Source organism: Fodinicola feengrottensis, assembly GCF_039530045.1.
GTDB classification, from domain to species: domain Bacteria; phylum Actinomycetota; class Actinomycetes; order Mycobacteriales; family HKI-0501; genus Fodinicola; species Fodinicola feengrottensis.
On sequence record NZ_BAAANY010000032.1, the window covers coordinates 66,200 to 90,399 of the forward strand.

23 protein-coding genes are annotated in these 24,200 nt (G+C 65.7%); 9 read left to right on the forward strand and 14 right to left on the reverse strand.

The genetic code is table 11. From position 1 onward, the window contains the following. Nucleotides 1-56: 56 nt before the first annotated feature. Nucleotides 57-698, reverse strand: coding sequence for a GPR1/FUN34/YaaH family transporter (locus ABD301_RS33310; protein ID WP_163572535.1), 642 nt, complete (start codon nt 696-698; stop codon nt 57-59). Nucleotides 699-883: 185 nt separating this feature from the next. On the opposite strand from ABD301_RS33310, the gene ABD301_RS33315 reads away from it, so the two are divergent. Together ABD301_RS33315 and ABD301_RS33320 are read left to right on the forward strand one after the other, a co-directional pair. Further along, entirely contained in the window at nt 884-2,686 is a 1,803-nt protein-coding gene (locus ABD301_RS33315) for a sigma-54-dependent Fis family transcriptional regulator (RefSeq protein WP_344314202.1), read from the forward strand. 72 nt (nt 2,687-2,758) lie between these two features. Next, a complete protein-coding gene (locus ABD301_RS33320) occupies nt 2,759-3,817 on the forward strand; it encodes an epoxide hydrolase family protein (protein WP_344314203.1) in 1,059 nt (352 codons plus the stop codon). 11 nt (nt 3,818-3,828) lie between these two features. Here ABD301_RS33320 and ABD301_RS33325 read toward each other — a convergent pair whose 3' ends face one another. Beyond that, nucleotides 3,829-4,548, reverse strand: coding sequence for a class I SAM-dependent methyltransferase (locus ABD301_RS33325; protein ID WP_344314204.1), 720 nt, complete (start codon nt 4,546-4,548; stop codon nt 3,829-3,831). A gap of 155 nt (nt 4,549-4,703) precedes the next feature. Between ABD301_RS33325 and ABD301_RS33330 the strand changes: the two genes are divergently transcribed. Next, the gene (locus ABD301_RS33330; protein WP_163572530.1) at nt 4,704-5,075 is read left to right on the forward strand and encodes a YybH family protein; all 372 of its coding nucleotides are present in this window, start codon (nt 4,704-4,706) and stop codon (nt 5,073-5,075) included. 23 nt (nt 5,076-5,098) lie between these two features. Here ABD301_RS33330 and ABD301_RS33335 read toward each other — a convergent pair whose 3' ends face one another. Continuing rightward, nucleotides 5,099-7,603, reverse strand: a complete 2,505-nt coding sequence (locus ABD301_RS33335; protein ID WP_344314288.1) for a DEAD/DEAH box helicase — start codon at nt 7,601-7,603, stop codon at nt 5,099-5,101. Between the two features lie 291 nt (nt 7,604-7,894). Between ABD301_RS33335 and ABD301_RS33340 the strand changes: the two genes are divergently transcribed. Together ABD301_RS33340 and ABD301_RS33345 are read left to right on the forward strand one after the other, a co-directional pair. Continuing rightward, complete coding sequence (locus tag ABD301_RS33340; protein ID WP_344314205.1) at nt 7,895-8,521, forward strand: hypothetical protein; 627 nt, start codon at nt 7,895-7,897, stop codon at nt 8,519-8,521. A 173-nt stretch (nt 8,522-8,694) separates the two neighbouring features. After that, nucleotides 8,695-9,576: a hypothetical protein gene (locus ABD301_RS33345; RefSeq protein ID WP_344314206.1), complete on the forward strand. Its 882-nt coding sequence runs from the start codon at nt 8,695-8,697 to the stop codon at nt 9,574-9,576. A gap of 129 nt (nt 9,577-9,705) precedes the next feature. Here ABD301_RS33345 and ABD301_RS33350 read toward each other — a convergent pair whose 3' ends face one another. From ABD301_RS33350 to ABD301_RS33380, 7 genes are read right to left on the reverse strand one after another with little or no spacing between them, the layout of a single operon-like run. Further along, a complete protein-coding gene (locus ABD301_RS33350) occupies nt 9,706-11,256 on the reverse strand; it encodes an acyl-CoA carboxylase subunit beta (protein ID WP_344314207.1) in 1,551 nt (516 codons plus the stop codon). 4 nt (nt 11,257-11,260) lie between these two features. After that, nucleotides 11,261-13,021, reverse strand: coding sequence for an IucA/IucC family protein (locus ABD301_RS33355; protein WP_344314208.1), 1,761 nt, complete (start codon nt 13,019-13,021; stop codon nt 11,261-11,263). Then, the gene (locus ABD301_RS33360; RefSeq protein ID WP_163572526.1) at nt 12,999-14,330 is read right to left on the reverse strand and encodes a lysine N(6)-hydroxylase/L-ornithine N(5)-oxygenase family protein; all 1,332 of its coding nucleotides are present in this window, start codon (nt 14,328-14,330) and stop codon (nt 12,999-13,001) included. The genes ABD301_RS33355 and ABD301_RS33360 overlap by 23 nt, the downstream gene beginning before the upstream one ends. Before the next feature lie 5 nt (nt 14,331-14,335). Beyond that, nucleotides 14,336-14,842: a GNAT family N-acetyltransferase gene (locus ABD301_RS33365; protein ID WP_163572525.1), complete on the reverse strand. Its 507-nt coding sequence runs from the start codon at nt 14,840-14,842 to the stop codon at nt 14,336-14,338. Then, nucleotides 14,839-16,527 carry an IucA/IucC family protein gene (locus ABD301_RS33370; protein WP_344314209.1) on the reverse strand — a complete coding sequence of 563 codons (1,689 nt, stop codon included), beginning with the start codon at nt 16,525-16,527 and terminating at the stop codon, nt 14,839-14,841. The genes ABD301_RS33365 and ABD301_RS33370 overlap by 4 nt, the downstream gene beginning before the upstream one ends. After that, nucleotides 16,524-17,942, reverse strand: a complete 1,419-nt coding sequence (locus ABD301_RS33375; RefSeq protein WP_344314210.1) for a pyridoxal phosphate-dependent decarboxylase family protein — start codon at nt 17,940-17,942, stop codon at nt 16,524-16,526. Before ABD301_RS33375 ends, ABD301_RS33370 begins: the two co-directional genes overlap by 4 nt. A gap of 29 nt (nt 17,943-17,971) precedes the next feature. Beyond that, a complete protein-coding gene (locus ABD301_RS33380; RefSeq protein ID WP_163572378.1) occupies nt 17,972-18,484 on the reverse strand; it encodes a MarR family transcriptional regulator in 513 nt (170 codons plus the stop codon). 79 nt (nt 18,485-18,563) lie between these two features. Between ABD301_RS33380 and ABD301_RS33385 the strand changes: the two genes are divergently transcribed. After that, entirely contained in the window at nt 18,564-19,454 is an 891-nt protein-coding gene (locus ABD301_RS33385; protein WP_344314211.1) for a glycoside hydrolase family protein, read from the forward strand. Here the strand turns inward: ABD301_RS33385 and ABD301_RS33390 are convergent. Beyond that, nucleotides 19,442-20,044, reverse strand: coding sequence for a CGNR zinc finger domain-containing protein (locus ABD301_RS33390; RefSeq protein ID WP_163572380.1), 603 nt, complete (start codon nt 20,042-20,044; stop codon nt 19,442-19,444). The two genes, ABD301_RS33385 and ABD301_RS33390, sit on opposite strands and share 13 nt — an antisense overlap. A gap of 59 nt (nt 20,045-20,103) precedes the next feature. On the opposite strand from ABD301_RS33390, the gene ABD301_RS33395 reads away from it, so the two are divergent. Together ABD301_RS33395 and ABD301_RS33400 are read left to right on the forward strand one after the other, a co-directional pair. Continuing rightward, complete coding sequence (locus ABD301_RS33395; protein WP_163572381.1) at nt 20,104-20,469, forward strand: nuclear transport factor 2 family protein; 366 nt, start codon at nt 20,104-20,106, stop codon at nt 20,467-20,469. Beyond that, a complete protein-coding gene (locus ABD301_RS33400) occupies nt 20,469-20,867 on the forward strand; it encodes an SRPBCC family protein (protein ID WP_344314290.1) in 399 nt (132 codons plus the stop codon). The genes ABD301_RS33395 and ABD301_RS33400 overlap by 1 nt, the downstream gene beginning before the upstream one ends. A 155-nt stretch (nt 20,868-21,022) precedes the next feature. Here ABD301_RS33400 and ABD301_RS33405 read toward each other — a convergent pair whose 3' ends face one another. Next, nucleotides 21,023-21,661 carry a MerR family transcriptional regulator gene (locus ABD301_RS33405; RefSeq protein WP_163572425.1) on the reverse strand — a complete coding sequence of 213 codons (639 nt, stop codon included), beginning with the start codon at nt 21,659-21,661 and terminating at the stop codon, nt 21,023-21,025. Between the two features lie 29 nt (nt 21,662-21,690). Continuing rightward, a complete protein-coding gene (gene denD / locus ABD301_RS33410; RefSeq protein WP_344314213.1) occupies nt 21,691-22,674 on the reverse strand; it encodes a D-erythronate dehydrogenase in 984 nt (327 codons plus the stop codon). Nucleotides 22,675-22,730: 56 nt separating this feature from the next. Between denD and ABD301_RS33415 the strand changes: the two genes are divergently transcribed. Beyond that, the gene (locus ABD301_RS33415) at nt 22,731-23,477 is read left to right on the forward strand and encodes a carbon-nitrogen hydrolase family protein (protein WP_344314214.1); all 747 of its coding nucleotides are present in this window, start codon (nt 22,731-22,733) and stop codon (nt 23,475-23,477) included. On the opposite strand, the gene ABD301_RS33420 is transcribed toward ABD301_RS33415, so the two are convergent. Beyond that, the gene (locus ABD301_RS33420; RefSeq protein WP_344314215.1) at nt 23,470-24,183 is read right to left on the reverse strand and encodes a L,D-transpeptidase family protein; all 714 of its coding nucleotides are present in this window, start codon (nt 24,181-24,183) and stop codon (nt 23,470-23,472) included. The two genes, ABD301_RS33415 and ABD301_RS33420, sit on opposite strands and share 8 nt — an antisense overlap. Nucleotides 24,184-24,200: the final 17 nt, after the last annotated feature.

Sequence of the window (24,200 nt, forward strand, 5' to 3'; positions counted from 1 at the left end):
TTTCTGCGTCTGGCGCAAGCAACGGGGCGTTGCGGACATAAGGACAAAGGGACAGGTCAGCCGCCGATGATGGGCTTGCCGAGCGGCAGGTTCGACCCGCCGGTGGTGGCGGACGCGACGCCCGCGTAGAGGTAGACGCCGACGGCGGCGAACACGAAGACCAGGACACCGCCGATCTTCAGCCAGCCAGCCGAGCCCTGCAAGGTGCCTATAAGGACTGCAACCAGGGCGAGGTCGATGAGTACGAAGAGCAGGCTGAACGCGAACGGCAGCCGCAGTGTCGTGAGGGTCAACATCACCACGATGATCAGCCAACTGATCAGGAACAGGCCCTGGGTGGCCACCGCCGCGTCCGCAGTGATGCCGAACCAGCTGTGGATCAGGCCCATGACGAGCACCGCGTACGAGAGCCAGAAGCCGGCGAAGATCCCGAAGATGCTGGCGACCGCGCTCTGGCCGGCGGCGGCGGCCCAGAAGGCCGCGATCGTCAACCCGATCGCGGTGGCCGCCCCGATGATCGGCAGCGACGCGCCGACCGCGCTGGCCGGCACGTATCCGACCAGTACCAACCCGAGCGCGATCGAGCCGGCGATGAAGGCGGGCAGCCCGACGGCGGCCGGGTTGCTCTCCAGGAAGGGGTTCGGGACCGCCGGGGCGGCGGCCTCTGGCGGGGCGAGATGGGCGGCGGAGGTGGTCATCGAGAACTCCCTACGGATAGGCGCGCGTACCCGGCCCGGTAACCAGGCACCGCATGGTGGTTGGGAGGTACCGCGGACTCCAGCCATCACACCGCGTCAGGAGGCGACCAACCGTCTCAATCTGAGACACGGCCCACACCGGGATGGCCCTACTCTTGCTCGTACGGCCACTCAAAGGAGCTCTCGTGGCAGGAGAGCCGGGCATCAGACCAAGCGGGTACGAGGACGCCGAAGTCAGCCACGCTCGTGACCGCTTTCTCACCGGTACGGGCGAGGGTCCGCCCGGAATCAGGCGGGTCATTCTCGCGTCCTGGGAAAGATCCCGGGAAAGCAAGGTAAACGTCGACCGGATTGTCGCGCCCTTTGTTCGCGATCCCGATCTGGAAGCGCCACTGGCCCGCAGTGCCGCGCCGATCCTGGAGGTACTGCACGAAAAACTTAGCGGCGAAGTGGTCAGCACCATTCTCACCGACCACACCGGGGTGGTGCTTGACCGGCGCTGTTCCAGTTTTCCCATCAGCCAGGCACTGGACGCTGTTCAGCTGGCGCCCGGTTTCAGCTACGCCGAACAGTTCGTCGGCACCAACGGGATCGGGACCGCGATTTCCAACCGGTCAGCGGCATTCGTGGACGGTCGTGAGCATTACACCGGCGAGCTGGGGCAGTTCGCCTGCGCGGGCGAGCCGATTCGCGACCCGATCCGCGGCAAGGTGGTCGGCGTACTGGACATCACCACGTGGAGCCGGACACCTGGGCCGATGTTGATCGCACTGGCCTCAGCGACCGCACGGCAGATCGAGGCCGAGCTGTTGGCCCAGTCAGGGCAACGCGAACTGGCCTTGATGCGGGAATACATGAAAATCTGCCAGCGGTCCGCCGGACCTGTGCTGGCGCTCAACAATGACGTGCTGATGATGAACGATTCACTCAGGCAACTGATCGATCCGGCCGAACAACAGACCCTTTTCGGCTACGCCGTGGACACCATGGACGACAGACACGCGTTGCGTACGGTCGAACTGCCCAGCGGGCGTACGGCCCATCTGCGCTATTCGCCGGCCACCACCGAAGCTGGCCGGGCCGGCGGAGTTTTCCAGATTCGCTTGGAAAGACCAACCGGCGCGGTCTCTTTCCATGGTGGAAACCGAAAGCGGACGGCTTTGCCGGGCCTGGCCGGCACCGGGCCAGCCTGGCAGCGCTGTGTCGAGCAGGCTTCTTCCTGTTATGCCACCGGAGACTGGTTCGCGATCGAGGGTGAGCCCGGCGCCGGCAAGCTGACGCTGCTCCGGGCCGTCCACCACCACCACGATCCCGGCCGGCCGTTGCGGGTCATCGGTCCGCCGGACGCGGCCGAGGTGGACAGCTGGCTCCGGGCCCTGTCCGAGGACCTCACCATTCCTGGCGCGACCGTTGTCCTTACACAAGCCGAAAAACTCACCGACCAGCAGGCCGCGGCGATCGCCGACCTGCTCAGCGACGACTGCTGGGACACCCCGGACGGTCCGATTCGGGTCGTCCTCACTCACACCACCGGATCGCCGGACACCGCGTTGCGTTCGATTTTTCCCCGCACGGTGGAAGTTCCGGCGCTGCGCCACCACCTCGACGACCTGCCGGAACTGGTGCACCATTTGCTCTGCCAGCTCACCAAAAGCGAGCAGCTCACCTGTTCACCGCAGGCTTTGGCCCAGCTCGGCCGGCTCAACTGGCCGGGAAATGTCGGTCAGCTGCGCAGGGTCCTGTCCACCACGATCAAAAGGCGGCCGTCCGGGGTGATCGAGGTCGTCGACCTGCCACCGGAATGCCGCTCGGCCAGCCACCGGCTGCTGTCCCCGATCGAGGCGCTGGAACGAGACGCGATTGTCAACGCGCTGCTGGAAAACGACGAAAACCCGACCCGGGCGGCGAACGCCATCGGCATGTCCCGGGCCACCATCTACCGGAAAATCCGGCAATACGGCATCTCTTCGGCGGCTCGCCCGGCCTGACACTAGTGTTGTCCTCCGGAGCAGGAGGTTGCCGGTGAGTGAGCCATTCCGCGTTGCGGTTCCAGAGGCGGTTTGGACGATCTGCGTGAGCGTCTTCGGCGCGTACGCATGCCGGCGCCGCCGGTGCTGGACGGTGGCGAGACCGCCGACACGATCAGTCGAATCGAAGAGCTGGTTCGCTATTGGCGGGACTCGTACGACTGGCGCCGGCAGGAAAAGCGGCTGAACGCGTTCCCGCAGTTCCGCTCGAGCACTGGCCTGCACTACCTGCGGATTCCCGGCACCGGCCGGGATCCGCTGCCGCTGCTGCTCACCAACGGCTGGCCGAGCTCCTTCGTCGAGTATCTGAATGTTCTCGGCCCGCTGTCCGCGAACTTCACCGTGGTGGTGCCCACGCTGCCCGGCTTCGGTTTCTCCGACCGGTACGCCACCGACGATGTCAGCCAGGAACTTGTCGCCGATCTTTTCGACCAGTTGATGGTGTCCGAGCTCGGACACCGCCATTATGTGGCGCACGGCGACGATATCGGCGGCGGCATCGTCAACCGGCTGGGCCAGCATCACGCCGATTCGGTGCTCGCCATTCAGACCGCGAATCCGCTCAGCCCGCCCGCCGCGCTGACCGACGCCGAACGAGATTTCGTTGCCGCCGAACAGGAATGGGACGCGACGGAAGGGGCGTACGCACACGTTCAGGAGACCCGACCGCAGATCCTCGCGTACGGGCTGAACGACTCGCCACTGGGACTGGCCGCCTGGATCCTGGAAAAATTCCTGACATGGAGCGATCCCGCGACCCGCGACCAGCTCAGCGCCGACGACCTGCTGACCACCGTGATGATCTACTGGGTGACCGAGACGATCAGCACGTCGATGCGGCGATATGCGTTGCCGTACAAGCCTTTGCTGCCCGGCGAATCCGTACCGGTGCCCACTTCGGTGCTGCTGCCGCACGAGCCGAAGCTGCCGGTGCCACCGGAGTCCTGGCTGCGCCGGGCCTATCCGAACCTCACCCGCCGGGTCGTCCTGGGCGAAGGCGGCCATTTCCTCGCGCTGGAGTCACCGTCCCGGTTCGTCGCCGAAATCGAGGCCGCTTTCCGGCCGTACTTTCCCAGCCCGGACAAGCCATAAATCGCGGCCCATCAAGATGTGCTTGGTCTCCGGGCGAGGACAAGTAGGCACCGTGGGCTGTCGTCCTCGCGGCGGCCCAGGGCCGTCAAAGGGAGCGTTGTCACGGTGAATCCGGCTGTTGTCAGGTCGTTGCGGATCGCGTGCAGCGGGTGGGTGCGGTAATACATGACGAACGGAGGCCGCCACACGATATTGCGGACCCTCATAGCCACATCGAATCCGAGCAGCGCCCAATACCAGCCCGAGATGATCGGCGCAGGCGCAGCTATCGGCATGGCAAAGAGGCCACCCGGCCGCAACGAGCGGTATATCCCGTCAAACAGCGCGAGCCGTTCGGCGGGCAGGAAGTGTCCAAGCGCCCCGAAACTGACCGCCAGGTCGAAGGCCTCGACGAACGGCAGAGCCCGGACGTCGGCCCGCACCCAGTCCGCGTACGGGTGTGCCCTGCGCGCCTGCGCGAGCATGCCGGTGCTGAAGTCGACGCCCGTGACCTGTCCGTGACACAGGGGTCCAAGGACCCGCATGCCCGCGCCCGTACCGCAGCACACGTCCAGTCCACGCTCGAACGGCCCAAGCGGACGCAAAGCATCAGCGGTCGCGCCAAGAATGGTCTCGGGGGTGCGAAAAGGCGTGTGGTCGAACTTCGGCCCGAGCAGGTCGTAGCCGCGCTCGACCGACGACAGCGCCTGGATCGCCAGTTCACGCGAAGAAGGACCTTGAGACCAGAACACCCACCAAGGCTACAACGTGAACGGGAAGCCGCCCGGATCGTGGACAGCAAGCGGGAGATCGGCCGGATGCAGTCAGGAATACGGCGCGGCGGAATCGTCAGGTGGGCCGAACCGGTCGACCAGCTCCCCCATGGCCGGCTGTTAGATTTCCAGTCATGGCCGCAGAACCCGAACAGGTGCACCCGGAACTCGCCGCCGCCTTCAACAACGGCGACCTTGAGGGGGTGCTCGCGACCTACGACCCGAAGGCGGTGTTCGTCATCAGGCCCGGCGAAGTCACCGACGGACCCGCGGAGCTGCGCGCGGCGTTGCAACGGCTCCTCGAACTGGATGCGCGGCTAACGGTCACCCCGTCGAGCCTCGTGCGCTCCGACGATGTGGTGCTCGCGCTCGGCCGGTACGCGCTCACCGGTCGCCGACGCGACGGCACCCCGTTCGACCTCGACGCCGGCTTCGCCGACATCCTGCGCCACCAACCCGACGGCACCTGGCGCATCGCCGTCGACAACGGCTTCACCAACGCCTGACGCTTTCCCCGGGATTGTTGAGGCTAGAGCTGGTTGACGTCCACGATCCGTACGACGGCGGTGCCGGCCTCGTCGGAGGCGGCCAGGTCGACTTGCGCGCTGATGCCCCAGTCATGGTCGCCGGCCGGGTCGTCGAGGATCTGCCGGACATTCCACCGGTCGGCGAGCTGCTCGATGATCAGCAGCGCCGGGCCGCGGGCGTTCGCGCCGGTGCCGATGTCGTTGTGTTCGTCGAAATACGGCCGCAGGGCGTCCTGCCAGGCGGTCGCGTCCCAGCCACTCTCAGCGTCCATCTCGCCAAGGTCGAAATAGCGCCGGCGGGCCGCGAGCTCCACCCGCCGAAAGAGTTCGTTTCGTACGAGCACCCGGAAAGCGCGCGCATTCGAGGTGACGGCCGGCGGCCGGTCGTCGCCCGGCACCGGCGCCGCGATCTCGGCCTCCGGGTTGCGCAGCCGCTCCCATTCGTCGAGCAGGCTGTTGTCGGTCTGGCGCACCAGCTCGCCGAGCCATTCGACCAGGTCGATCAGCTCGTCGGTTTTGGCTTCGTCCGGGACAGTTTGCTTCAACGCCTTGTACGCGTCAGCCAAATAGCGCAGGACCAGGCCCTCGGATCGGGCCAGCTGATAGAACGAGATGTATTCGGTGAAAGTCATCGCCCGCTCGTACATGTCCCGGGCCACCGTCTTGGTCGACAGCTCGTGGTCCGCCACCCACGGATGGCCGCGCCTGTACATCCCGTACGCGGCCTCCAAAAGCTCGAGCAGCGGCCGGGGGTAGGTCACGTCTTCCAACAAGGTCATCCGCTGCTCGTACTCGATGCCCTCGGCTTTCATCGCCTCCACGGCCTCGCCGCGAGCCTTGTTCCGCTGCGCGGACAGCACCTGGCGCGGATCGTCCAAAGTGGACTCCACAATGGACGCCATGTCCAGCGCGTACGTCTCGGACTCCCGATCGAGCAACTCGAAAGCGGCCAGCGCGAACGGCGAAAGTGGTTGGTTTAGCGCGAAGTCGAACTGCAGGTCGACGGTCAGCCGGACGGTACGCCCCTGCGCGTCCGGTTCGTCGAGCTTTTCCACCACCCCGGCGGCCAGCAGCGCCCGATAGATCGCGATCGCGCGGTGGATGAGTTTGCGCTGGGTGGGCCGGCTCTCGTGATTGTCGGTCAGCAGGTGCCGCATCGCCACGAAAGCGTCGCCCGGTCGGGAGATCACATTCAGCAGCATCGCGTGGCTGACCGCGAAACTCGACGTGAGCGGCTCCGGCTCCGCCGACACCAGCCGCTCAAACGTGGCCGTGCCCCACGAAACAAAGCCCTCCGGCGGCTTCTTCCGGACCACCCGCCGGCGCTTCTTCGGGTCGTCGCCGGCCTTGGCCAACGCCTTTTCGTTCTCCACCACATGATCGGGCGCTTGTACGACGACCGACCCGACGGTGTCGTAGCCGGCGCGGCCGGCGCGGCCGGCGATCTGGTGAAACTCACGGGCCTTCAGGTGTCGGGTCTTGATGCCGTCGTATTTGCTCAGAGCGGTGAAAACCACCGTACGGATGGGCACGTTGATGCCGACGCCGAGCGTGTCGGTGCCACAGATGACCTTCAACAGACCGGCCTGCGCGAGCTGTTCCACCAGCCGGCGGTATTTGGGCAGCATGCCGGCGTGATGTACACCGATCCCGTGACGTACCAGCCGGGACAGCGTCTTTCCGAATCCCGAGCTGAACCGGAAATTGCCGATCAGCTCGGCGATCGCGTCCTTCTCCGCCCGCGTACTGACATTGATGCTCATCAATGCCTGGGCCCGCTCAATCGCCGACGCCTGGGTGAAATGCACGATGTAGACCGGCGCCTGGTGAGTGGTGAGCAGCTCGGTTAGTGTTTCGTGCAGGGGCGTCAAAACGTACGAGTAGTGCAGTGGCACCGGGCGTTCGGTGGAATGGACGACCGCGGTCGTACGACCAGTGCGCCGAGTCAGGTCCTTTTCGAAGAAACTGACATCGCCAAGAGTCGCTGACATGAGCAAAAACTGTGCGTCCGGCAGTTCCAGCAACGGCACCTGCCAGGCCCAGCCGCGCTCGGGATCGGCGTAGAAATGGAACTCGTCCATGATGACGAACCGAAAATCGCAGGCCGCACCATCGCGCAGCGCGATATTCGCCAGCACCTCGGCCGTCCCGCAGATGATCGGCGCCTCCGGGTTGACACTGGAGTCACCAGTCATCATGCCGACATTCTCGGCGCCGAAAATGTCGCAGAGCGCGAAGAACTTCTCCGAGACCAGCGCCTTGATCGGCGCCGAGTAGAAACTCCGCCGGCCGTCCGCGAGCGCGGCGAAATGCGCGCCGGCGGCGACCAGGCTCTTCCCGGACCCGGTCGGGGTCGCGAGGATGACGTTGGAGCCGGACACCACCTCGATCAGCGCATCCTGCTGGGCCGGATAGAGGCTGATGCCACCGTCCTGGACCCAGCCGGCGAAAGCCTCGTAAAGGGAGTCGGGATCGGCGGTCTGCGGCAGCTGGTCGGTGAGGGTCATCAGACCACCCATGGTAGCGATGCCGGCGCCGGCCCGGCCGTACGCAGGGACCTGGGCCGGCCGTACGCAGGCACCTGGCTCGGCCGTACGCAGGCACCCGGCGTGGCCAGGAGGTGACAACATCCGTTCCGCGTACTTTCCGCCAACTATGGCCCTGACCAGGCATTTGTCGCTGATATGTGAATAGTCTGTGAAGAACGTACCGTTGAGTAGCCAGTTTTGTGGGTGTAAGAACCACATTGCCCATCCCCGCTGAGAGCTGCGTCACCGCGGCTTCGCCAAGGAGAACCGATGAAGCTGGCCACCCGCCGCCTCGCCACCATCACCGCCCTGGCGGTCGTGCCCGTGCTCACGCTCGGCACGGCCGCGTCCGCCACCCAGACCGCCATGTACAAATGCCAGGCCACAGCTGTCGGCCAGACCGCCGACTTCACCCTCAACCAGGACCTCGACGCGAGTGCGCCAGCCACCGTCGCGGCCGGCGGCGCGGTCGCCGTCGTCATCGACCCGGCGTCCAACCAGATTCCCGGTTCGGCCGGCGGTTACACCATCAAGAATGTCCAGGATCTTTCACTGAACATTCCGGTGCCGGCGAATGCGACGTTCGTGTCGGCAACCCTGGTCGGCGGCTCCGGGTTGAACTCGACCCCGACCGTCGCTCTCAGCGGCAGTAATGTCGTGCTCAGCGTGCCCGGCCCGGTGAACGGCGGCTCCACTTTCGAGCTGCCCACCATCACCCTCAACCTCACCGCCGGCGGCTCCGGCACCATCACCAGCCAGCTCGGCGGCACCAGCCTGGACGACCCGGGCCTGACCGTGACCGCGAATGTCAACGGCCCGCTCGGAATTCCGATCAGCGCGCCGGCCAAGTGCTACCCGGACCCCAACCCGACCCTGACCACCACCACGATCGGCTGATTTCCCGCTGGCCACTTGCGGCCCTTTCCCGGCCGTCTCCGACCCGCCCCACGCGCCGGAGACGGCCTTTTGGCGTTCACATCTATGAACCATTTTTGGCTTCTTAGAAGGGGATTGACGGCAGAAGAGCCAGCCTCCTAGGGTCGCTTGCATCCGCTTCCAGGAGGCACCACATGATCCGTGACCGTGTCCGCCTCGGCATTCTGGCGGTGACGCTGGGCGCCGCTCTCACCGGCTTTACGGCTCCCGCGGTGACCGCGAACACCGTTCATCCGCACGCTTGGCGAGTCGTCGACCAGACCACTGTGAGCGGCTCGATCGCCGGCGAAGGTGTCGCGACCGTTCGTACGCCCGGCCAGCCACTGCGGATCTACTACACGGCCGGGGCCACCATTCCGGCCGACCTGCAGGCCCAGGGCTGGGGTCACATCGGTGATCCGGACTCGTTCCGCGGCTATGTTTTCGATCCTTACCAGCAAACCGTCGGCACGGTGACGAAGAAAATGATGCTGGTCACGACACCTGGCGGTCAGCGGTACGAGTACGTGCACCAGCTGGGCGACGGCGAAACGACTGCCAACGCCAACGCGTACACAACCGTCTCCCCGGACGGACAGTGGCTGGTTTCCAGCGAACTCGCCCCGGTCACCCGGCTGTTGGTTTTCCCCGCACCACTGCTGAATCCAGTTCTCCCGCGCACCGGCGGCAACCTGCCGCTGGCCGGCCGGGTGCTGCTCGAGCAGCTGGTCCGCAACCCACAGGGCTGCGACTTTGTCAGCGCCACCAGGCTGATCTGCGCCTCGGACGACTCGAACAACGATCTTTACCCGACCAGCAAGCCGTTGCTGCAGATCGATCTCGCCCATCGCTTGGATGGCAAGGATGTGACCGCGCACGTGACCTGGCTGGCGCAGCTTCCGTTGCGCAGCAGCTGCGTCGGCGCATACACCGTCGAAGGCGTCGACTACGACACGGTCACCGGCAACCTGCGAGTCGAGGTGAACGCTCCCAGCCCCTGCAATGCCGACACCACCATCTACACTCTCCGCCGCTGAGTCGGCTTTCTGTGTTTCTATGGTCTGGTTTCCATGGCCTGGTTTCCATGGCCTGGTTTCCATGGCCTGGTTTCCATGGCCTGGTTTCCATGGCCTGGTTTCCATGGCCTGGTTTCCATGGCCTGGTTTCTATGGTCTGGGGCCGAATGCGGGCGGCCCGATGAGCGGCGGCAACAGGTCGTACGCGTCGTGGACCCAGTCACAGAGCAGGCCGCGAGTTCGGGCCGGATCGATGATGTCCTCGACGCCGAAACGTTCGGCCGTACGGAACGGCGAACGCACCGCGTCGAGCCTTTCCAGAATGCGGGCCCGCTCGGCAGCGCGGTCCGGCGCTGCCTCCAACTCCGCTCGGTAGGCCGCTTCCAGGCCGCCTTCGACCGGCAGCGAACCCCAGTCGCCGGACGGCCAGGCCCATCGCCGGACCAGCCGGTGCCGATTGACCTGACCCGCACCGCCGACCCCGAACACTCGCCGCACAATAACCTCGGCCATCGGCACTTTTGCCTGGTAAATGGCGGCAACCGCGCGGGCGCCGTGGCGGATCGCGGCGGACCGTTCGCCGGCCGTACCAATCACCATGCCGGACTGGTCGGTCAGCGATACCAGCGGTAGGTGGAAAGTCTCGCAGAGATCGGCCAGCCGGGTGAGAGCGTCCGCGCCCTGGGCGGTCAAAGTCGCGCCTTTGTACGGATCGGTGGCCACCACACCCACCGGATGCCCGTCCAGTCGGGCCAGCGCTGTCACCAACGAGCCGCCGAAACCCGCGTACCGGAACACCGAGCCGGCATCGAAAACCGCGTCGAGCAGCGGCGCGATTTTGTACGGCTGGCGGCGATCGCGTGGCACCAGCGACACCAGGCTCTCTTCTCGCCGATCGGGATCGTCAGTGCCTTCGATCACTGGTGGGAGGTGGTAAACGCTTGTCGGCAGGTACGAGAGAAACGCTCGTACGGCGGCGAAAGCAGCGATCTCGCTGCTCACCACCAGATCGACGGCACCACTGCGCCGATGAATGGACGCGCCGCCCAACTCCTCTTTGGTGACATCCTCTCCGGTCGCATATCGCACGACCGGTGGACCAGCAACGAAAAGTTGTGCCGTTTTGTCCACCAGGAGCGTCAGATGCGAGGTGACCGCGAGCGCGGCACCCAGGCCCGCGACCGGCCCGACGCAGGCCGAAACCACCGGCACGGTGGAAAGATTGGCGACCACATGGTCCCAGCCGGGGTTCACCGGCACGTATGTGAACCCGTGATCCTCCAGCATCTTGACGCTGCCACCGCCGCCGCTGCCCTCGATCAGCCGGACCAGCGGGTGCCGCATTTCGTGTGCCAACTGCTCTGGATATGCGGTCTTGGCGAGGTTTCCGGCGTCCGCCGATCCACCTCGCACAGTGAAATCGTCGGCGCGTACGACGATTTTGCGACCATCGATCCGCCCAGTGCCGACGACCAGATTCACCGGCGAGAAATCCGTGAGTTCGCCATTCTCATCGTACGTGCCACGGCCGGCCAGACCGCCGATTTCCCGGAAAGAACCAGGATCCAACAGGCCGTCGATCCGTTCCCGTACGGTCAGCCGGCCGGCGGCCCGCTGCCGGGCCACCTTCTCCGGGCCACCCAGCTGGGCGGCCAGTTCGGCCCGCCGGGCTCGTTCGGCCAGCTCCGGTTCCCAGACCATCGTCTCACCGCGCCAACGGGTTGGGGACCGTGCCATGCACAGCCGCGTGCGGACGCTCCGGGCGATCTCGATAGCCGTCCAGCAACAATCGGTTGCGGTTCAGGCAAAGTCGCTCGATCCGGTCGGTCAACAGGTCGAAAAGCGCGAAACGCTCGGCCAGTTCGGGAAAACGCCGCTGATAGGCGAGGATCTCCGCACGTACAACCGACCAGAAGTCATCCTGAGAGAGGTCCATCACCTCGACCAGATAGCGGAAATGCCCGACGAACAGCCCCGAATGGATGAACTGACAAAGAAAGTCCGGCTGCTCCTGCAGCAGGATCGTATCCACCGGCGCCGGCATGTCGGCGAGCTCCGGCAGCGGCGCGGCGCTGACGTTGACATCGTCGACGAAGTCCTTGACGGCGAGCCGGGTCGGCACCTCGTGCTCGTCGAAGACCACGATCGCGTTTTCGCCGTGCGGCGAGAAGACCACACCATAGCGGTAGAGAAAGTGCAGCAGCGGCGGCAACATCGCGTGTACGAGCCGCGCCAGCCATTCCTTTGACGTCAAGCCGGAGCGTGAAACGAGTTCACCGACCAGCGAACGGCCCTCCGGGTCGACATAGAGCAGGGCGGCGAGCGTACGCGCATGCTCGTCCGCATCCAGCTGTTCGGTCAGTGGCTGCCGCCAAATCGCGCCCAACAGCTCCAAATACTGGTAGGGCACGCCCGGAACGCTTTCCAGCAGGTCATGGCGTACGGTCACCGACGCCACCTCGCCAAGCAGCACCGGACGCGCCTCATCGCTGAGGAATTCATCCTGATCGCGCAGCCCCAGCACCCACTCGGTCACCGCCGGCGCGGCCACCGTTCGCTCGGTCGGCAGGCCGCGCCACACCAGCGTGTTCAGCACCGACAGCGGCAGCTTCACGTGGTGCCGACTCGGCGAGGTGACGTTGCTGAACGTACGAATCGACTGCTGCGCCCGGAAATCGTCCGGCCCATCGCCCAACGGGACGATCCGACCAGCGGCCACGTCGGCGGCGAACAGCGGCAGGATCGTGTCGTCCCACTGCCACGGATGCACCGGCAGCCACAGATAGTCGGCCGGGTCGAGGCCGCGTTTGGTCAGGACGGCCACAAATCTCGCGCGAGCGTCGGAATCCAGCTCGGTTTCGTAAAGCCGCTGCTCGGTCAGATCCCCGGTGAACTGGTAGGTCGCGAGGTCCCGGTGCACAGCGATCCACGGCAGGCGTAAGAGTTTGCGTGCTTCGGGTGGGAAGGTCGCCGCGTCGGTGGCCGAGAACCCGAGCCGCCCTTTGTTCGGCACGATCCAGGGGTGGCCGGTCTGATAGCCTTCCACCTCTGCGTACGGCAGGTCAGCGAGCTTTTCCACTGGCAGCGCGGATCCGGCCAACCGAGTGTCAGCGCTGAGGGTGGCCGACAGTTCCCGGATGAGATGCCCGGTGGTGTCGCCGCTGAGTCCGATCGCCGGTCCGGCATCAAAAATGAACCGCAGTGCGTCGTCGGCGGGCGCGTCGATTCCATCCTCTCGGCGGACAATCGTCTCCGCGTCGACATGCCACGAGTCGTACGCACCACGGTGGGCGGTAAAGACGTACGACAGCCGCTCGGAAAGTTCGACGGCGTACCGATCCCGCCCGGCAGCGACCGGGACGAGCAGTTCCTCATAGCTGAATTCGGCCAGTGCCTTGGCCAACATCCGGCGGGACGCGTCCTGCCAGCGGTCGGCGGTCAGCTCATCGGGCAGGTACAGCGACACGGGGCGCCTCCGAGTCCGGCTGCGGTGCCGGGGCACCGAAAGTGGTGAATGACGTACGGGCCGGCAGCCGGTAGGCGGCCTTCCCGGCGATCGCGTTCAGGATCATCGCGGCCCGATGCGCGCCAAGGCCCAGGTCTGGCGCGCCGACGCCGTGAGTGTGCAACTCCGCGTTCTGTACGTACAAGCCGGCCGGCCAGTCGTCCACAAAGGACACTCGATAGTTCTCGTCGATTTGGTAGCGACCCTGTTGGTCCCAGGCGACGCCGCCGGAGATCGGTGTCAGAAAATCCGGTTGCCGAGCCGCGTAACCGGTCGCCGCGACCACCGCCGCGGTCCGTACGCCGAATTCGCGACCTTGCTCGACATGCCGGCACGTCAGGTCCAACTGTCCGCCGGTGTCGGCGGCCGCGTTCACTGTGACGCCAGGCAGCAGCACTGCTTCCGGCCATTCGCCGCCGATGCCTTGTTCGTAGAGCACATCGAAAATCTCCGCGATCGTCTCAGCACTGATCGCTTTGTAGAGCTGCCATTGCTCAGGTACCAGCGCGTCTCGTACGGGTGCGGGTAGCCGGCGGAAATAGTCGGTGTAGGCCGGGGTGAAATGCTCCAGTCCGAGCTTGGAATACTCCATCGGCGCGAACGGGGTCTGGGTGATCCAGCGGACCCGGCGGCCGTGTTCGGGCGCATCCCGCAGCAGATCCAGGAAAACTTCCGCGCCAGACTGCCCGGCACCCACCACGGTCACGTCCGACAGGCCCGCGATGGAGTCCCGGCGGCCGAGATAGCTGGCCGAATGCACCACTCGATCACTGTCCAGAGCAGCCAACGCGGCCGGCAGCACCGGCTCGGTTCCCACGCCCAGCACCACATTGCGGGCCAACACGGTGTGGTTCCGCTCGGCTTCTCGGTAGGTCACCTCGAAGAAGTCGCCGGACCGACGAACCGCGCCAACCTCGGCGCCGAACCGGCAGCCCGCCAACTCCCGGCTGACCCATCGACAGTAATGATCGTATTCGCGCCGCGGTGCGTGGAACCTTTCGCTGAAATAGAACGGGAAAAGCCGGTCATGCTCACGCAGGTAGTTGAGAAAGGACCAGCGGCTGGTGGGATCCGCGAGGGTCACCAGGTCCGCCAGGAACGGCACCTGCAGCTGGGTGCCGGGGAGCAACATCCCCGGATGCCAGGAAAACTCCGGTTTCGCGTCCAGGAAAAGGGCTCGCAGCCCCGGCACCGGATCGGCCAACGCCGCCAGGGACAGATTGAACGGCCCGATCCCGACGCCGATCAGATCGTACGGTTCGCTGTTCACTCAGATCACCTCTCGCGCACCATCAGCGCGGCGCGCTTCTCGGGAAGGACAATGTCCGTCGTACGACTGAAACCGGCCCGCTCGAAGGCGCGGATGGACCGGACGTTCCGCACGTCCGGCTCGGCCACGATCCGGGACATCTCGGCGTCGCCGGCGAACATCCGATCGGCGACCGCGCCGATCAGGACGGCGGCCAGGCCACGGCCGCGAGCCGTGGCCGGCCCCAACAACAAATGGATGCCGCCATCGTGCGGGAGAGCCGGGTAAAACTGGCCGAGCCGATCCTGGTCGGCCCGGTAGAGCTCCCAATAGCTCATCGGTTCGCCAGCAATTTCCCCGATGTAGGAGGTGGTGTGTCCCAGCGCCACCTGCGTGGCGAGGTGCGCGACCGTTCGCTCAGGCGGCCCGGCCAGCTCCCAGAACCGGTCCACCTCCGGGTCGTTCATCCACCCCACCAACAAATCGGTATCCGCCTCGGTGATTTCCCGGAGCTGGAAGTCGTCCGCGCTCATGACCGCAGCGGATTCGGGATCGTCACGTAGACCGACTGGGTAGCCACCGGCCCGACCAACTCGTCCATCCCGTGCACCCTGGTCAGCAGATTTGCCTTGCATCGCAGGGTGGGCGAGGTCAGGAAGGTGTCCACCATGGCCGGCACGCGCAGTCCAGCCACCGTCATCGCCTCTCGCGTCGCGGCAAGTCCGCCCCTCAACGCATGGAAAAGTTCGGTCTCCGCCACCAGGCCGGCGGATCCGAAGCCACCGATCAGACCGAGAATGTTGTTGATCCCCAGGTAATAGCCCAACCGCTCATCGGCCACCTCGTCGGGCACGGTGGTGTCCGACTCCTGCCCGGCGCCAGCCACCAGCCGGTCCAGCTCGCCGATCCGTGAAGCCATGAAGTAATAGCCTTGGTTGTCCCGATAACGGCCGCCCACCGGCCACCCCTGATCGTCGAGCTGCACGAGGGTGTTCTGGTGGTGGGCTTCCAATGCGATGCCATGGGCACCGCACAACCAGAGCACCGGCTCGATCACCGCCAGGTAGTAGCGCTGGAACCACTCCACTGAAAGATCGCCGGGTGTACGGGAAAGGCGCTGGCTGAGACTGCCGATCAGCGTCGCCAGGCGGGACGGGCCGATCCCCGGCCGAGCGGCCACCAGCCCTGCCACGCAACGAAACTCGTCATCCGCGCCAAACGGATTGGCGCGCAGCACCACATCCAGCCCGTGAATGGGTTCGTCGACCGCGAGCCAGGCGGGATCCCGGAGGATGTCAAAGCAGGGATACCTCGACTGGATGGACGCGCCGATGCCGGCGTCAAGCAGTCGACTCACCTCGGCGCCGCGGACCAGCTCCTTGCGCAGGTTTTCCCGGCGGGAGTTGGTGATCCGCAATCCCAGCGAGAGTTTCAGCATCACCGGCGCGTCCGGTCGATAGATCGTACGAAGCGAGGAGGTGGGAAACCAGGGCGCTCCAGCCGGCCCGAGATCGATGAGGGTTCCCTTGCGCAGAGCCTCGACCACTGCCGGCCGGCCGACCAGATCGGCCGCCTGCCAGGGATGCGCCGGCACCGCGACCATGCCGGTGGGCACCGCTGGACCATCCAATGTGGACATCATCGGGGCGGACGAGTCAGAACTGACAATCTCCTGCGCCGCCGCGAACCAGTGCAGCGCAAAAGATCCACGCAGCTCCGGCGCGTACGCCCGCGCCTCCGCGTCGCGCATGCCGTCCCGACTCTTGGGCGTCGGGTGCAACGGGTGGCCGAGAATCAGCGCCTGCTCACCGGAAAGGAAGGGTGTGGTGCCCTCCGGATCTCGCGGTTCGGCCCGCCGGCCGGCGACGAATTCGGCCGTACGACGGGCCGAATCCAGGATCCGGGCGACCAGATCGGCGCCGGACACCGACTCTCCCGAGCCAAAGCCAGCCTCGCGAGCGATCAGCGCCGCGACCGTCGCGAGATCAGCCGGACCGTGCCCGGCCACCAAAACCTCGCCGAACCGGTGCCACCCGGCCGCCGACCAGTGCGTGACCACTGCCTCGAGCGTGATCCCAGAAGACTTCAGCGACAACGACAATCGGTCGCCATCTGGCCGCGGCACGTTTGTTTCCCTTATCCAACAACGAAGAAGGTTCTCCATCGCGGCGAACTCGGCAACCGCCGCCGGATCGGCGTCATCCAGCCGGTCTGTCATTTGTTCTCCTGCGCTTCGCCGGCCGCGACGACGGCGTCCAGCACCCGGTCGAGGTCGGTGCGGGTGGCGTACGGATTCAGCAGTGTCAGCTTCAGCCAGGTCTCGCCGGCACGCTCGGTCCGGCCAACCACGGCCGTCCCGTCCACGATCAACTGTCGCCGCAGGGCCGCATTGACCTTGTCCACATCGGACTTCGCCCGATATCGGAAGACCACGGTCGTCAGAATCGGCGGAGCCAGCAGCTCCAACCGTGGCGCGGCGGCGATCGCCGCCGCCGCCGACAGCGTCAGTTGGTGGCAGGTATCGACGAAATCTCCCAAGGTGGACAGGCCGAAGGCGCGGAAGGTGACGGCGATCCGGAACGCGTCCGCTCGCCGGGTGGTCCGCAACGACAGGCCCAGCAGACTGGGAAATCCAGCCTCTTCGTCGTCGACCGGATTCAGATAGGCGGCGGACATCGCCAGCGGCGCGAACGACTTCCGTTGCCTGGTCAGAAAAACGCCGGCCGGCGCCGGCTGCCAGCCAATCTTGTGCAGGTCCAGGCCCACCGAATCAGCCTGATCAATGCCCTTCAGCAGAGCCGAAAGTCGGCGCGAGAAGAGCGCACCACCGCCGTACGCCGCGTCAACATGCACCCACGCGCCGAATTCCCGTGCGACCGAAACGATCTCGTCGATCGGGTCGATGGTGCCCAGGTCTGTCGTACCGGCGGTCGCCACCACGACAGCTCGCTCCGGCGATGCCGCCAGCGCGTCCCGCAGGGCGGCGAGGTCCATCCGCGAATCCGCCTCGGTCCGTACCGGCGTCACCGCGTTCGGGCCAAGACCCAACACCATCGCATTACGGGCGATGGTGAAATGTGCGTACGGGGAACAGAAAACGCGGACCGGCCCGGGCCTAGCGTCCCGGGCCAACAGCAGTCCCATCAGGTTGGATTCGGTGCCGCCACCGGTCATCACGCCAGCGGCTTTTTCCTTGTCATAGCCGACAAGCTCAGCCAGCGCGGCGATCACCTCCTGCTCGATCACGGTCGCCGCCGGGGCCTGGTCCCACGAGTCCATCGACTGGTTCAGTGCGGCCACCGCGACATCGGCGGCCACCGCCACCGCGAGCGGCGGGCAGTGCAAATGCGCGATGCAGGCTGGATCGGCCGGATCGGCTGCCCCGGCGGCCAGCACGCGGGTCAGATCCAGCAGCGCGGCATCAGCCCCCACCCCGTCCCGCGGCGCCGCGGTGGCGCCGAGAACGGCCCGTACGGCCGCCTCCACCGCCGGTGGCCCACCGGCCGGCACCGGCCCACCCCGGGCCTGCGCGCCGTCGGCCAACGCCCGCGCCACCTGCGCCAACAGCGGCGCCAGCGCGCCGGCCGTGCCGGCGAGCGGGGCCACCGGCCCGCCATTCACGTCCGCGATCACTCAGCGACTCCCAGCAAAGTTAGGATGACCTAATCCGTCGCCGAGCGTATCGAACGCGCCACCGGACCGTACAGCCCAGGCCTTCGTTCACCGAGCTTTCGCACCGCGGCGGTTTCCGCCAAAAGGACTTCGTTGACCTTGGCGGAATAGTCGACGATCAGGGCTCGCTCAGCTGGGGCATAGCTGGCCATCAGCGCCTTCATTCGTCGAAAAATCCCGCCAAACAAGGCAACCACCTCGCCGAACCGGTCCGGGTCCACTCGTACGGTCACCTGCCGGCGATCGGTTTCGCTGCGCTCGCGGTGCGCGTAACCAGCCTGTTCCAGCCGATCGACCACCGTGGTGACCGCGCTGGGTGTGAGGTTCAACTCCTGCGCCAACTCGCGGGCGGTCCGCGGCCCGGCGCCAAGGATGTTCAGGCAGCGCACGTCCGTCGGCGTGATGCCCAGCCGGTTGGCCACCGCCTCATGGAAAACCAGGCTGTTGGTGCCGGCCCGCTGTTGTTCCAGCAACAACTGGGTGACCTCGGACTGCCTTGACATAAACATTCACCCATCTGATACTTCGATCATCGAACAATCCCACGGACGAACTACTGTCACCGAGTATAGAAGGACCGACATGACCCACACCACACCCGAGTTGCGCGTCACCGGGAAGAAAGTCCTGTTCGAAGGCGTCGCCGATGTCACCGTGACCCACCGGCGGGGCCGGGAATGGATGGCGCTGGGCTCGATGACTCCAGGCGACAAGGCCATCGGTTTGCAGTCCGCCCACATCCAGCGAAACAGCGGAGAATGGTCGATTGACAGCACTCCGCTCGCCAAGTTCCCGCCGGCCCACGCCTGGGATGCCACCGGCTATCACTGCGCCTCATACGTTCGGGGGCGCGTCGACGGTGAATGGCGGGGAAGGATCTACTACGCCAGCAGCTCGTCGTGGACCGACATCACCGGGCCGTACCAAATCGGCTTTCTGGAGTTCGACGGCACCGGCTGGCGCCGGCATTCGGAGCCGGTTTTCCAGGCATCACTACCATGGGAGCGTGGCACGGTGCTGGAACCCAATCTCGTTTACGAGGGCGGGCTGTGGCGCATGTGGTACTGCACCGGACTGTCCACATCGGAGCCGCCCACCATCGGGTACGCCGAAAGTGCTGATGGGATAACTGATTGGCGCGGCCGTAAGGTCGTGAGCACCGGCAACTTCGACGCGGCGGTCACCGCGATCGACGGCGGCTATGCGATGGTCACCGCGCGCCACAATCTGACCGGCCCGCCATCGGACGGCGGCCTTTACCTCTCGTACAGCGAAGACCTGGCGAGCTGGAGTCCCGCTCGACAAATCCTGTCGGCGTTGGACGGCACGCCCTGGCACCGCGGCGGCGTGTGGAAGCCTTCCGTACGCTACGAATCTGGCCTCTTCACGGTGTTCTTCAATGCCAGTGAACCCCGTTCCGACTCGTATGTCGGCAAGCTCTCGGTCGGCCAACTCGACTTCTACTCGTCCTGACGGGCTCGATAGGTACGGACTTTGTGGCGATTGCCACAGCGTTCCATCGAACACCAGCGGCGGTTGCGCGATCTGGACGTGTCGAGAAAAACCAGCCGGCAGTCCGAGGCGGCACATTCCCGTACCCGCCGGCCGCCATCCCACACCAGGAAGTCGATCACTTCCCTCGCCACCACACCAAGAACCTGCGCTCCGGTGATCGGCGTGACCCAGCCCAGCCCACCGGTCACTAGGTCGACCTTGGGTTGAATGGTGGTCGCGGCGGACTCGTTGATCAGAGTGAGATCCTCGGCGCTCGGTGGCCGGCCATGCACAATCTCGCCGACGACTAGCCAAAGAGTGTCGCGGAGGGCCTGGATCTCGGCGAACTCGGCCGGTCGGATCCGGAAATCCGCGGCCGTTACCGGCACTGTCAAGGCCAGCCGGGACTCCTGCAGCCAACTGGCGAGATCGGCCGGCCGGTCCAGCGTCTCGAACCTTCCGTACGGACCGGGACCGCCACTGAGCAGCAGCTCCAGCGGGAGGCTGCTGGGATCGAACCGATAGCTGACACCGTCGCCACCGGTCAGCACTCTTGTGCCCTTGCTCACGTAACCACTATAGTCGGTGTCCGACACCAACTAAGACAGTTACCGGTCGAAGGATGGACATGACGGACGAAAGCGCGTTGCTGGCAGCGGAAGACGAGCTATGGCGAGCCAACCGGGAGGGCGACGGCGGCTTCTACGCCAAGAATCTTCGCGATGACGCCCTGGTGGTCAGCAAATACGGTGTGGCCAGCAAGGAAATCATCGTGGCCACCATCGGAGCGAACCGCAATCCGTACGTCAAGACGGTCCTGTCAGATCAGCGAGTTCTGTTTATCACCAGCGACAGCGCATTGGTGACATACAAGGCCGATGTCACCGCCCTGGTCGCGGGAAAAGAGGTCGAGTTCTCGGTGCTCGCCAGCACCGTGTATGCCCGCGAGAATGACCAGTGGCGCGGTGTTCTGCACCAGCAGTCGGCGCTGTGATGGTCGGCGAGACCAAGGACGCCGGCTTCGAAATCGGCGTGTCACAGACGATTCCCTTTCCGATCGCACAGGTGTGGGAGTTTCTGGTCAGCGACGCTGGAGTGGCGCTGTGGCTGGGCAAAGGTGCGCGGCTGGCCACCGAAAAGGGCACTCCTTACGCCACCGAAGACGGCACCGCCGGCGAAATCCGCAGCTACCACCAGCAGGACCGGGTCCGGCTGACGTGGCGACCACGCGACTGGGACCACGACACCACCGTGCAGGTGGCCGTCCAAGCGACCGGAGACCGGACACTTTTGCGCTTTCACCAGGAATGGTTGGCCGACTCGGCCGAGCGAGTCCGTCAGCGCGAGCACTGGCAGGCGGTCCTGGAGTCGGTCGTGCGGGCACTCAGCTAGGTAGTGTCTGGTTATTCCGCCGGGCGATAGCCGAGCCCAGAAGCCGCCTGCAGGCACCGTGGGAAAGCCCCCATAGCGCTGCTATGAAGGCTTCCCCACGGCACCAGCAGCCAACTTCTGGACCTCGACTCTCATCCCCCCGGAATAACCAGACACTACCTAGCAGCGACCTTCCGTCCAAAGAAACGCGCCGATTCGTTCTGTTGGGCCATCCGCCGCAAAGCCGACAGCAGCGCGTCTCCGAGAACCGTGCCGACCACCATGCCTTCGATCACCGATTCGGTGCCGGTACGCCGCTGAAGGAGCTGAAAGTCAACCGCGGCGGCGTTTTCGGCCGCGTCCGCGTAGTTGTCGAGCGCGCCGACAATGACATCATCACCCACTCGGCGCAATATCACCAACACATCAGAAAGCGCCCGCCAGGCCGGATCTCCCTCGACCGTGGACCATCCCCGACTCTGGACCAACGCACAGACCCGCTCGCGGGCCCATTCGGCCAGTTCCGGATCCTCCGGTTGCACTGGGGTGATCGACCGCTGCACCACACCGAGCACCTCGTGCAACGGCTTGTCGGGCGTCTGCATCGCCGCCAACACCTCACGCACCGAGCCGACCGACAGGCCACCAACGTCCAGCAACGCACGAATCAACCGCAGCCGACGCACGTGCGTTTCGTCGTACTGCGCCTGATTCGGGCTGGTCAGCTCGCCCGGCTGCAGCAGACCTTCACGCAGGTAGTACTTGATGGTCGGCACCGGCACCCCGGACTGCCGGCTCAGCTCGGCGACTCGCATAGGATGGATACTATCACTATCCATCGGAATCACCAGCCAGCTCGTACGTCCTCCACATGCGCCGCGACGATCTCGTCCACCGAGGCGTCCGCGGTGAATCCCAACCGCAGCGCCCTGCTCGTGTCGAAAGCCTGTGGCCAGCCGGCGACAATCGCGGCGACAAAAGGATCCGGTTCGTACGTGACCAATTCGGCGGCCTGCTCCCCGCCGATCCGGCGGACCGCGTCGACGAGATCGGCCACTGTCGCGTCCAGTGAAGGCAGGGTCACCGACCGGTCCCAACCCCAGGCATCAGCTGGCAACTCGTGTGCCCGCAGCAGGTTTTCCACGCACCTGCCTGGCGAAAGAATGGGCGACCGCACAGTTTCATCGACAGGGCAGGCGTACGCACGGCCAGCCAGCGGCTCCCGTACGATCGCGGAAACGAAGCTGCTCGCCGCCGCGTTGGCCGCGCCGGGCCGGATCGCGATGGTCGGCAGCCGTAGCGCACGGCCGTCGATCCAGCCTCGGCGGGTGTATTCGGCGACCAGGAACTCCCCCATCGCCTTCTGCATTCCGTACGACGTCTGCGGAGTCAGCCGCTGACCGTCGGTCAGCCGAGCCGGCAGGTCTCCGCCGTAAACAGCCAGCGAGGACGTGAAAACAAATCGCGGCGCGGTCCCGAGGCTGCGCAGGATTTCCAGCAAGTACGTCATGCCGTCGACGTTGACGCGTTGCCCGAGATCGAAATCGCGTTCCGCGGCACCGCTGACCACCCCAGCCAAATGGAACACCGAGGTGACTTCCGAATCGACGATATCGCTGACGAAGTCTGGGTCGGAAATGTCACCGACCCGGTAGGTCAACCGTGCGTCGGACAGTTTCACCGGCGGCTCGGCCACATCCGCGGCGACCACCGCGTCGACGACCGTCTGCTTTCCGTCCGGGCCGGCCAGCGTCCCAGCTTCCAGCACCTGCGCGGTGAGTCGCCTTCCCAGCATGCCGTTCGCGCCGGTAATGAGCACCGAACCCATCTGCACCTCCCCTGTTCTGCCTCATCAGATCCGATCGGACGAGGTAGCGTCAAGCCGTGCCGCTCCTCAAGATCGCCCTCGTCCAGCAGAACTGCCCGAAAGGTGCGGTGGCCGCGAACCTCGCCGCGACCGCGGACTATGTGCGAGACAGCACCGCGGACATCATCTGTTTTCCGGAGATGAGCCTGACCGGATATCTCCAGCCCGAAGAACAGCCCGAAGCGATGCTGACGTTGGAGAGCCCGGAAGTTCGCGATTTCTGTTTACAGACCGCGCACCGCCCGATCACCGCGGTAGCCGGCCTGGTGGAGCGGAATCCGGCCGGCAGACCTTACATCACCCAGATCGTCGCGAGCGGCGGAAAGCTCGTCGGCGCCTATCGCAAGGTGAATGTCGCGCCAGACGAGCGAGACCAGTTCGCGGCCGGCACGGACACCCCGGTATTCACTGTTTCGGGCGTACGACTGGGCATCGCGGTCTGTTACGACATCGGCCATGGTGACCTTTTCGACGCGTACGCACGCGCCGGAGCGCAACTGGTCCTGTTGGCGGCGGCTCCCGGTCTCTATGGCGAGCAGGAAACCCGGGACTGGGACAGCGGTTTTCAGTGGTGGCGCTCGGAATGTCAGCGGCACCTTGCCAGCTCGGCGAGCCGGAACGGGTTGTGGATCGGCGTCTGCACCCAAGCCGGCCGGACTGTCGACGAGGATTTTCCGGGCGGTGGCTACCTTTTCGACCCTGCTGGCACGCTGGTGGCCGAAAGCGCTGACGACGTCTTGCTCATTACCGCGGATATCAGGTAGCGAACAGGTCCGCCGCGATGCCCATCACCATCCGGTCACCGGGCCGCAGGGTCCGCATGATGTCCACCAGGACGGGTTTGTCCACCGCGATGCAGCCAGCGGTGGGACCGGACGTCCGGATGTGGAAGAAGATCGCCGACCCGAGGCCGGCCACCACCGGTGCGTCCGGCGGCCGGTTGTAGTCGATCACGACGGACTGCTGATACTGCCCGGAAAGCATGATCGCGGACAGATTTTCGTCGTCCGGACCGCAAACTCCTGAATAGTATTCGTTGTAGCGTGGATCGGTGACCGTGGATCCCCAGCAGTCGCCGGTGGAATGCAGTTTGCGGTACGGCAGCGCGGTCCCCGGATCGCCTTCGCCAAAGGCCTCGGTCAAGGTGTAGGAGCCGGTGGGCGTACGCCCGTCGCCCTCGCGTTTTTGGCCGGGCGGCGCGAAACCCTTGGTGCCCGCTCGACCGTCCGCGGTCCGGACCGTCCGCCAGCGCAGCCCTTCTCGCACGCATTCGGTGACCGTGACCGTGTTGACGCCGTAGGCCGACGCCACCGCGAAAACCACGTGTCGGGCACCTTGCACCGGAAACTTCACGGTCCGGGCATTGAGGGCGTGGCACGGATCGGCCTCGGCCGCATTCGCCGGTGCGCTGAACCCCGTCATCGCCAGCACCGCCGCGAAAAGTGCGGCGACCGCTCGTTTCGTTGACATGCGGGCTCCCGTCCGGC

Excerpts from the sequence above, each read along its gene's own strand:
- ABD301_RS33310 (WP_163572535.1), bottom strand. The coding sequence starts at position 698 with ATGACCACCTCCGCCGCCCATCTCGCCCCGCCAGAGGCCGCCGCCCCG.
- ABD301_RS33330 (WP_163572530.1), top strand. The coding sequence starts at position 4,704 with ATGGCCGCAGAACCCGAACAGGTGCACCCGGAACTCGCCGCCGCCTTC.
- ABD301_RS33335 (WP_344314288.1), bottom strand. The coding sequence starts at position 7,603 with ATGACCCTCACCGACCAGCTGCCGCAGACCGCCGATCCCGACTCCCTT.
- ABD301_RS33340 (WP_344314205.1), top strand. The coding sequence starts at position 7,895 with ATGAAGCTGGCCACCCGCCGCCTCGCCACCATCACCGCCCTGGCGGTC.
- ABD301_RS33345 (WP_344314206.1), top strand. The coding sequence starts at position 8,695 with ATGATCCGTGACCGTGTCCGCCTCGGCATTCTGGCGGTGACGCTGGGC.
- ABD301_RS33350 (WP_344314207.1), bottom strand. The coding sequence starts at position 11,256 with ATGGTCTGGGAACCGGAGCTGGCCGAACGAGCCCGGCGGGCCGAACTG.
- ABD301_RS33365 (WP_163572525.1), bottom strand. The coding sequence starts at position 14,842 with ATGAGCGCGGACGACTTCCAGCTCCGGGAAATCACCGAGGCGGATACC.
- ABD301_RS33370 (WP_344314209.1), bottom strand. The coding sequence starts at position 16,527 with ATGACAGACCGGCTGGATGACGCCGATCCGGCGGCGGTTGCCGAGTTC.
- ABD301_RS33380 (WP_163572378.1), bottom strand. The coding sequence starts at position 18,484 with ATGTCAAGGCAGTCCGAGGTCACCCAGTTGTTGCTGGAACAACAGCGG.
- ABD301_RS33385 (WP_344314211.1), top strand. The coding sequence starts at position 18,564 with ATGACCCACACCACACCCGAGTTGCGCGTCACCGGGAAGAAAGTCCTG.
- ABD301_RS33395 (WP_163572381.1), top strand. The coding sequence starts at position 20,104 with ATGACGGACGAAAGCGCGTTGCTGGCAGCGGAAGACGAGCTATGGCGA.
- ABD301_RS33400 (WP_344314290.1), top strand. The coding sequence starts at position 20,469 with ATGGTCGGCGAGACCAAGGACGCCGGCTTCGAAATCGGCGTGTCACAG.
- ABD301_RS33405 (WP_163572425.1), bottom strand. The coding sequence starts at position 21,661 with ATGCGAGTCGCCGAGCTGAGCCGGCAGTCCGGGGTGCCGGTGCCGACC.
- denD (WP_344314213.1), bottom strand. The coding sequence starts at position 22,674 with ATGGGTTCGGTGCTCATTACCGGCGCGAACGGCATGCTGGGAAGGCGA.
- ABD301_RS33420 (WP_344314215.1), bottom strand. The coding sequence starts at position 24,183 with ATGTCAACGAAACGAGCGGTCGCCGCACTTTTCGCGGCGGTGCTGGCG.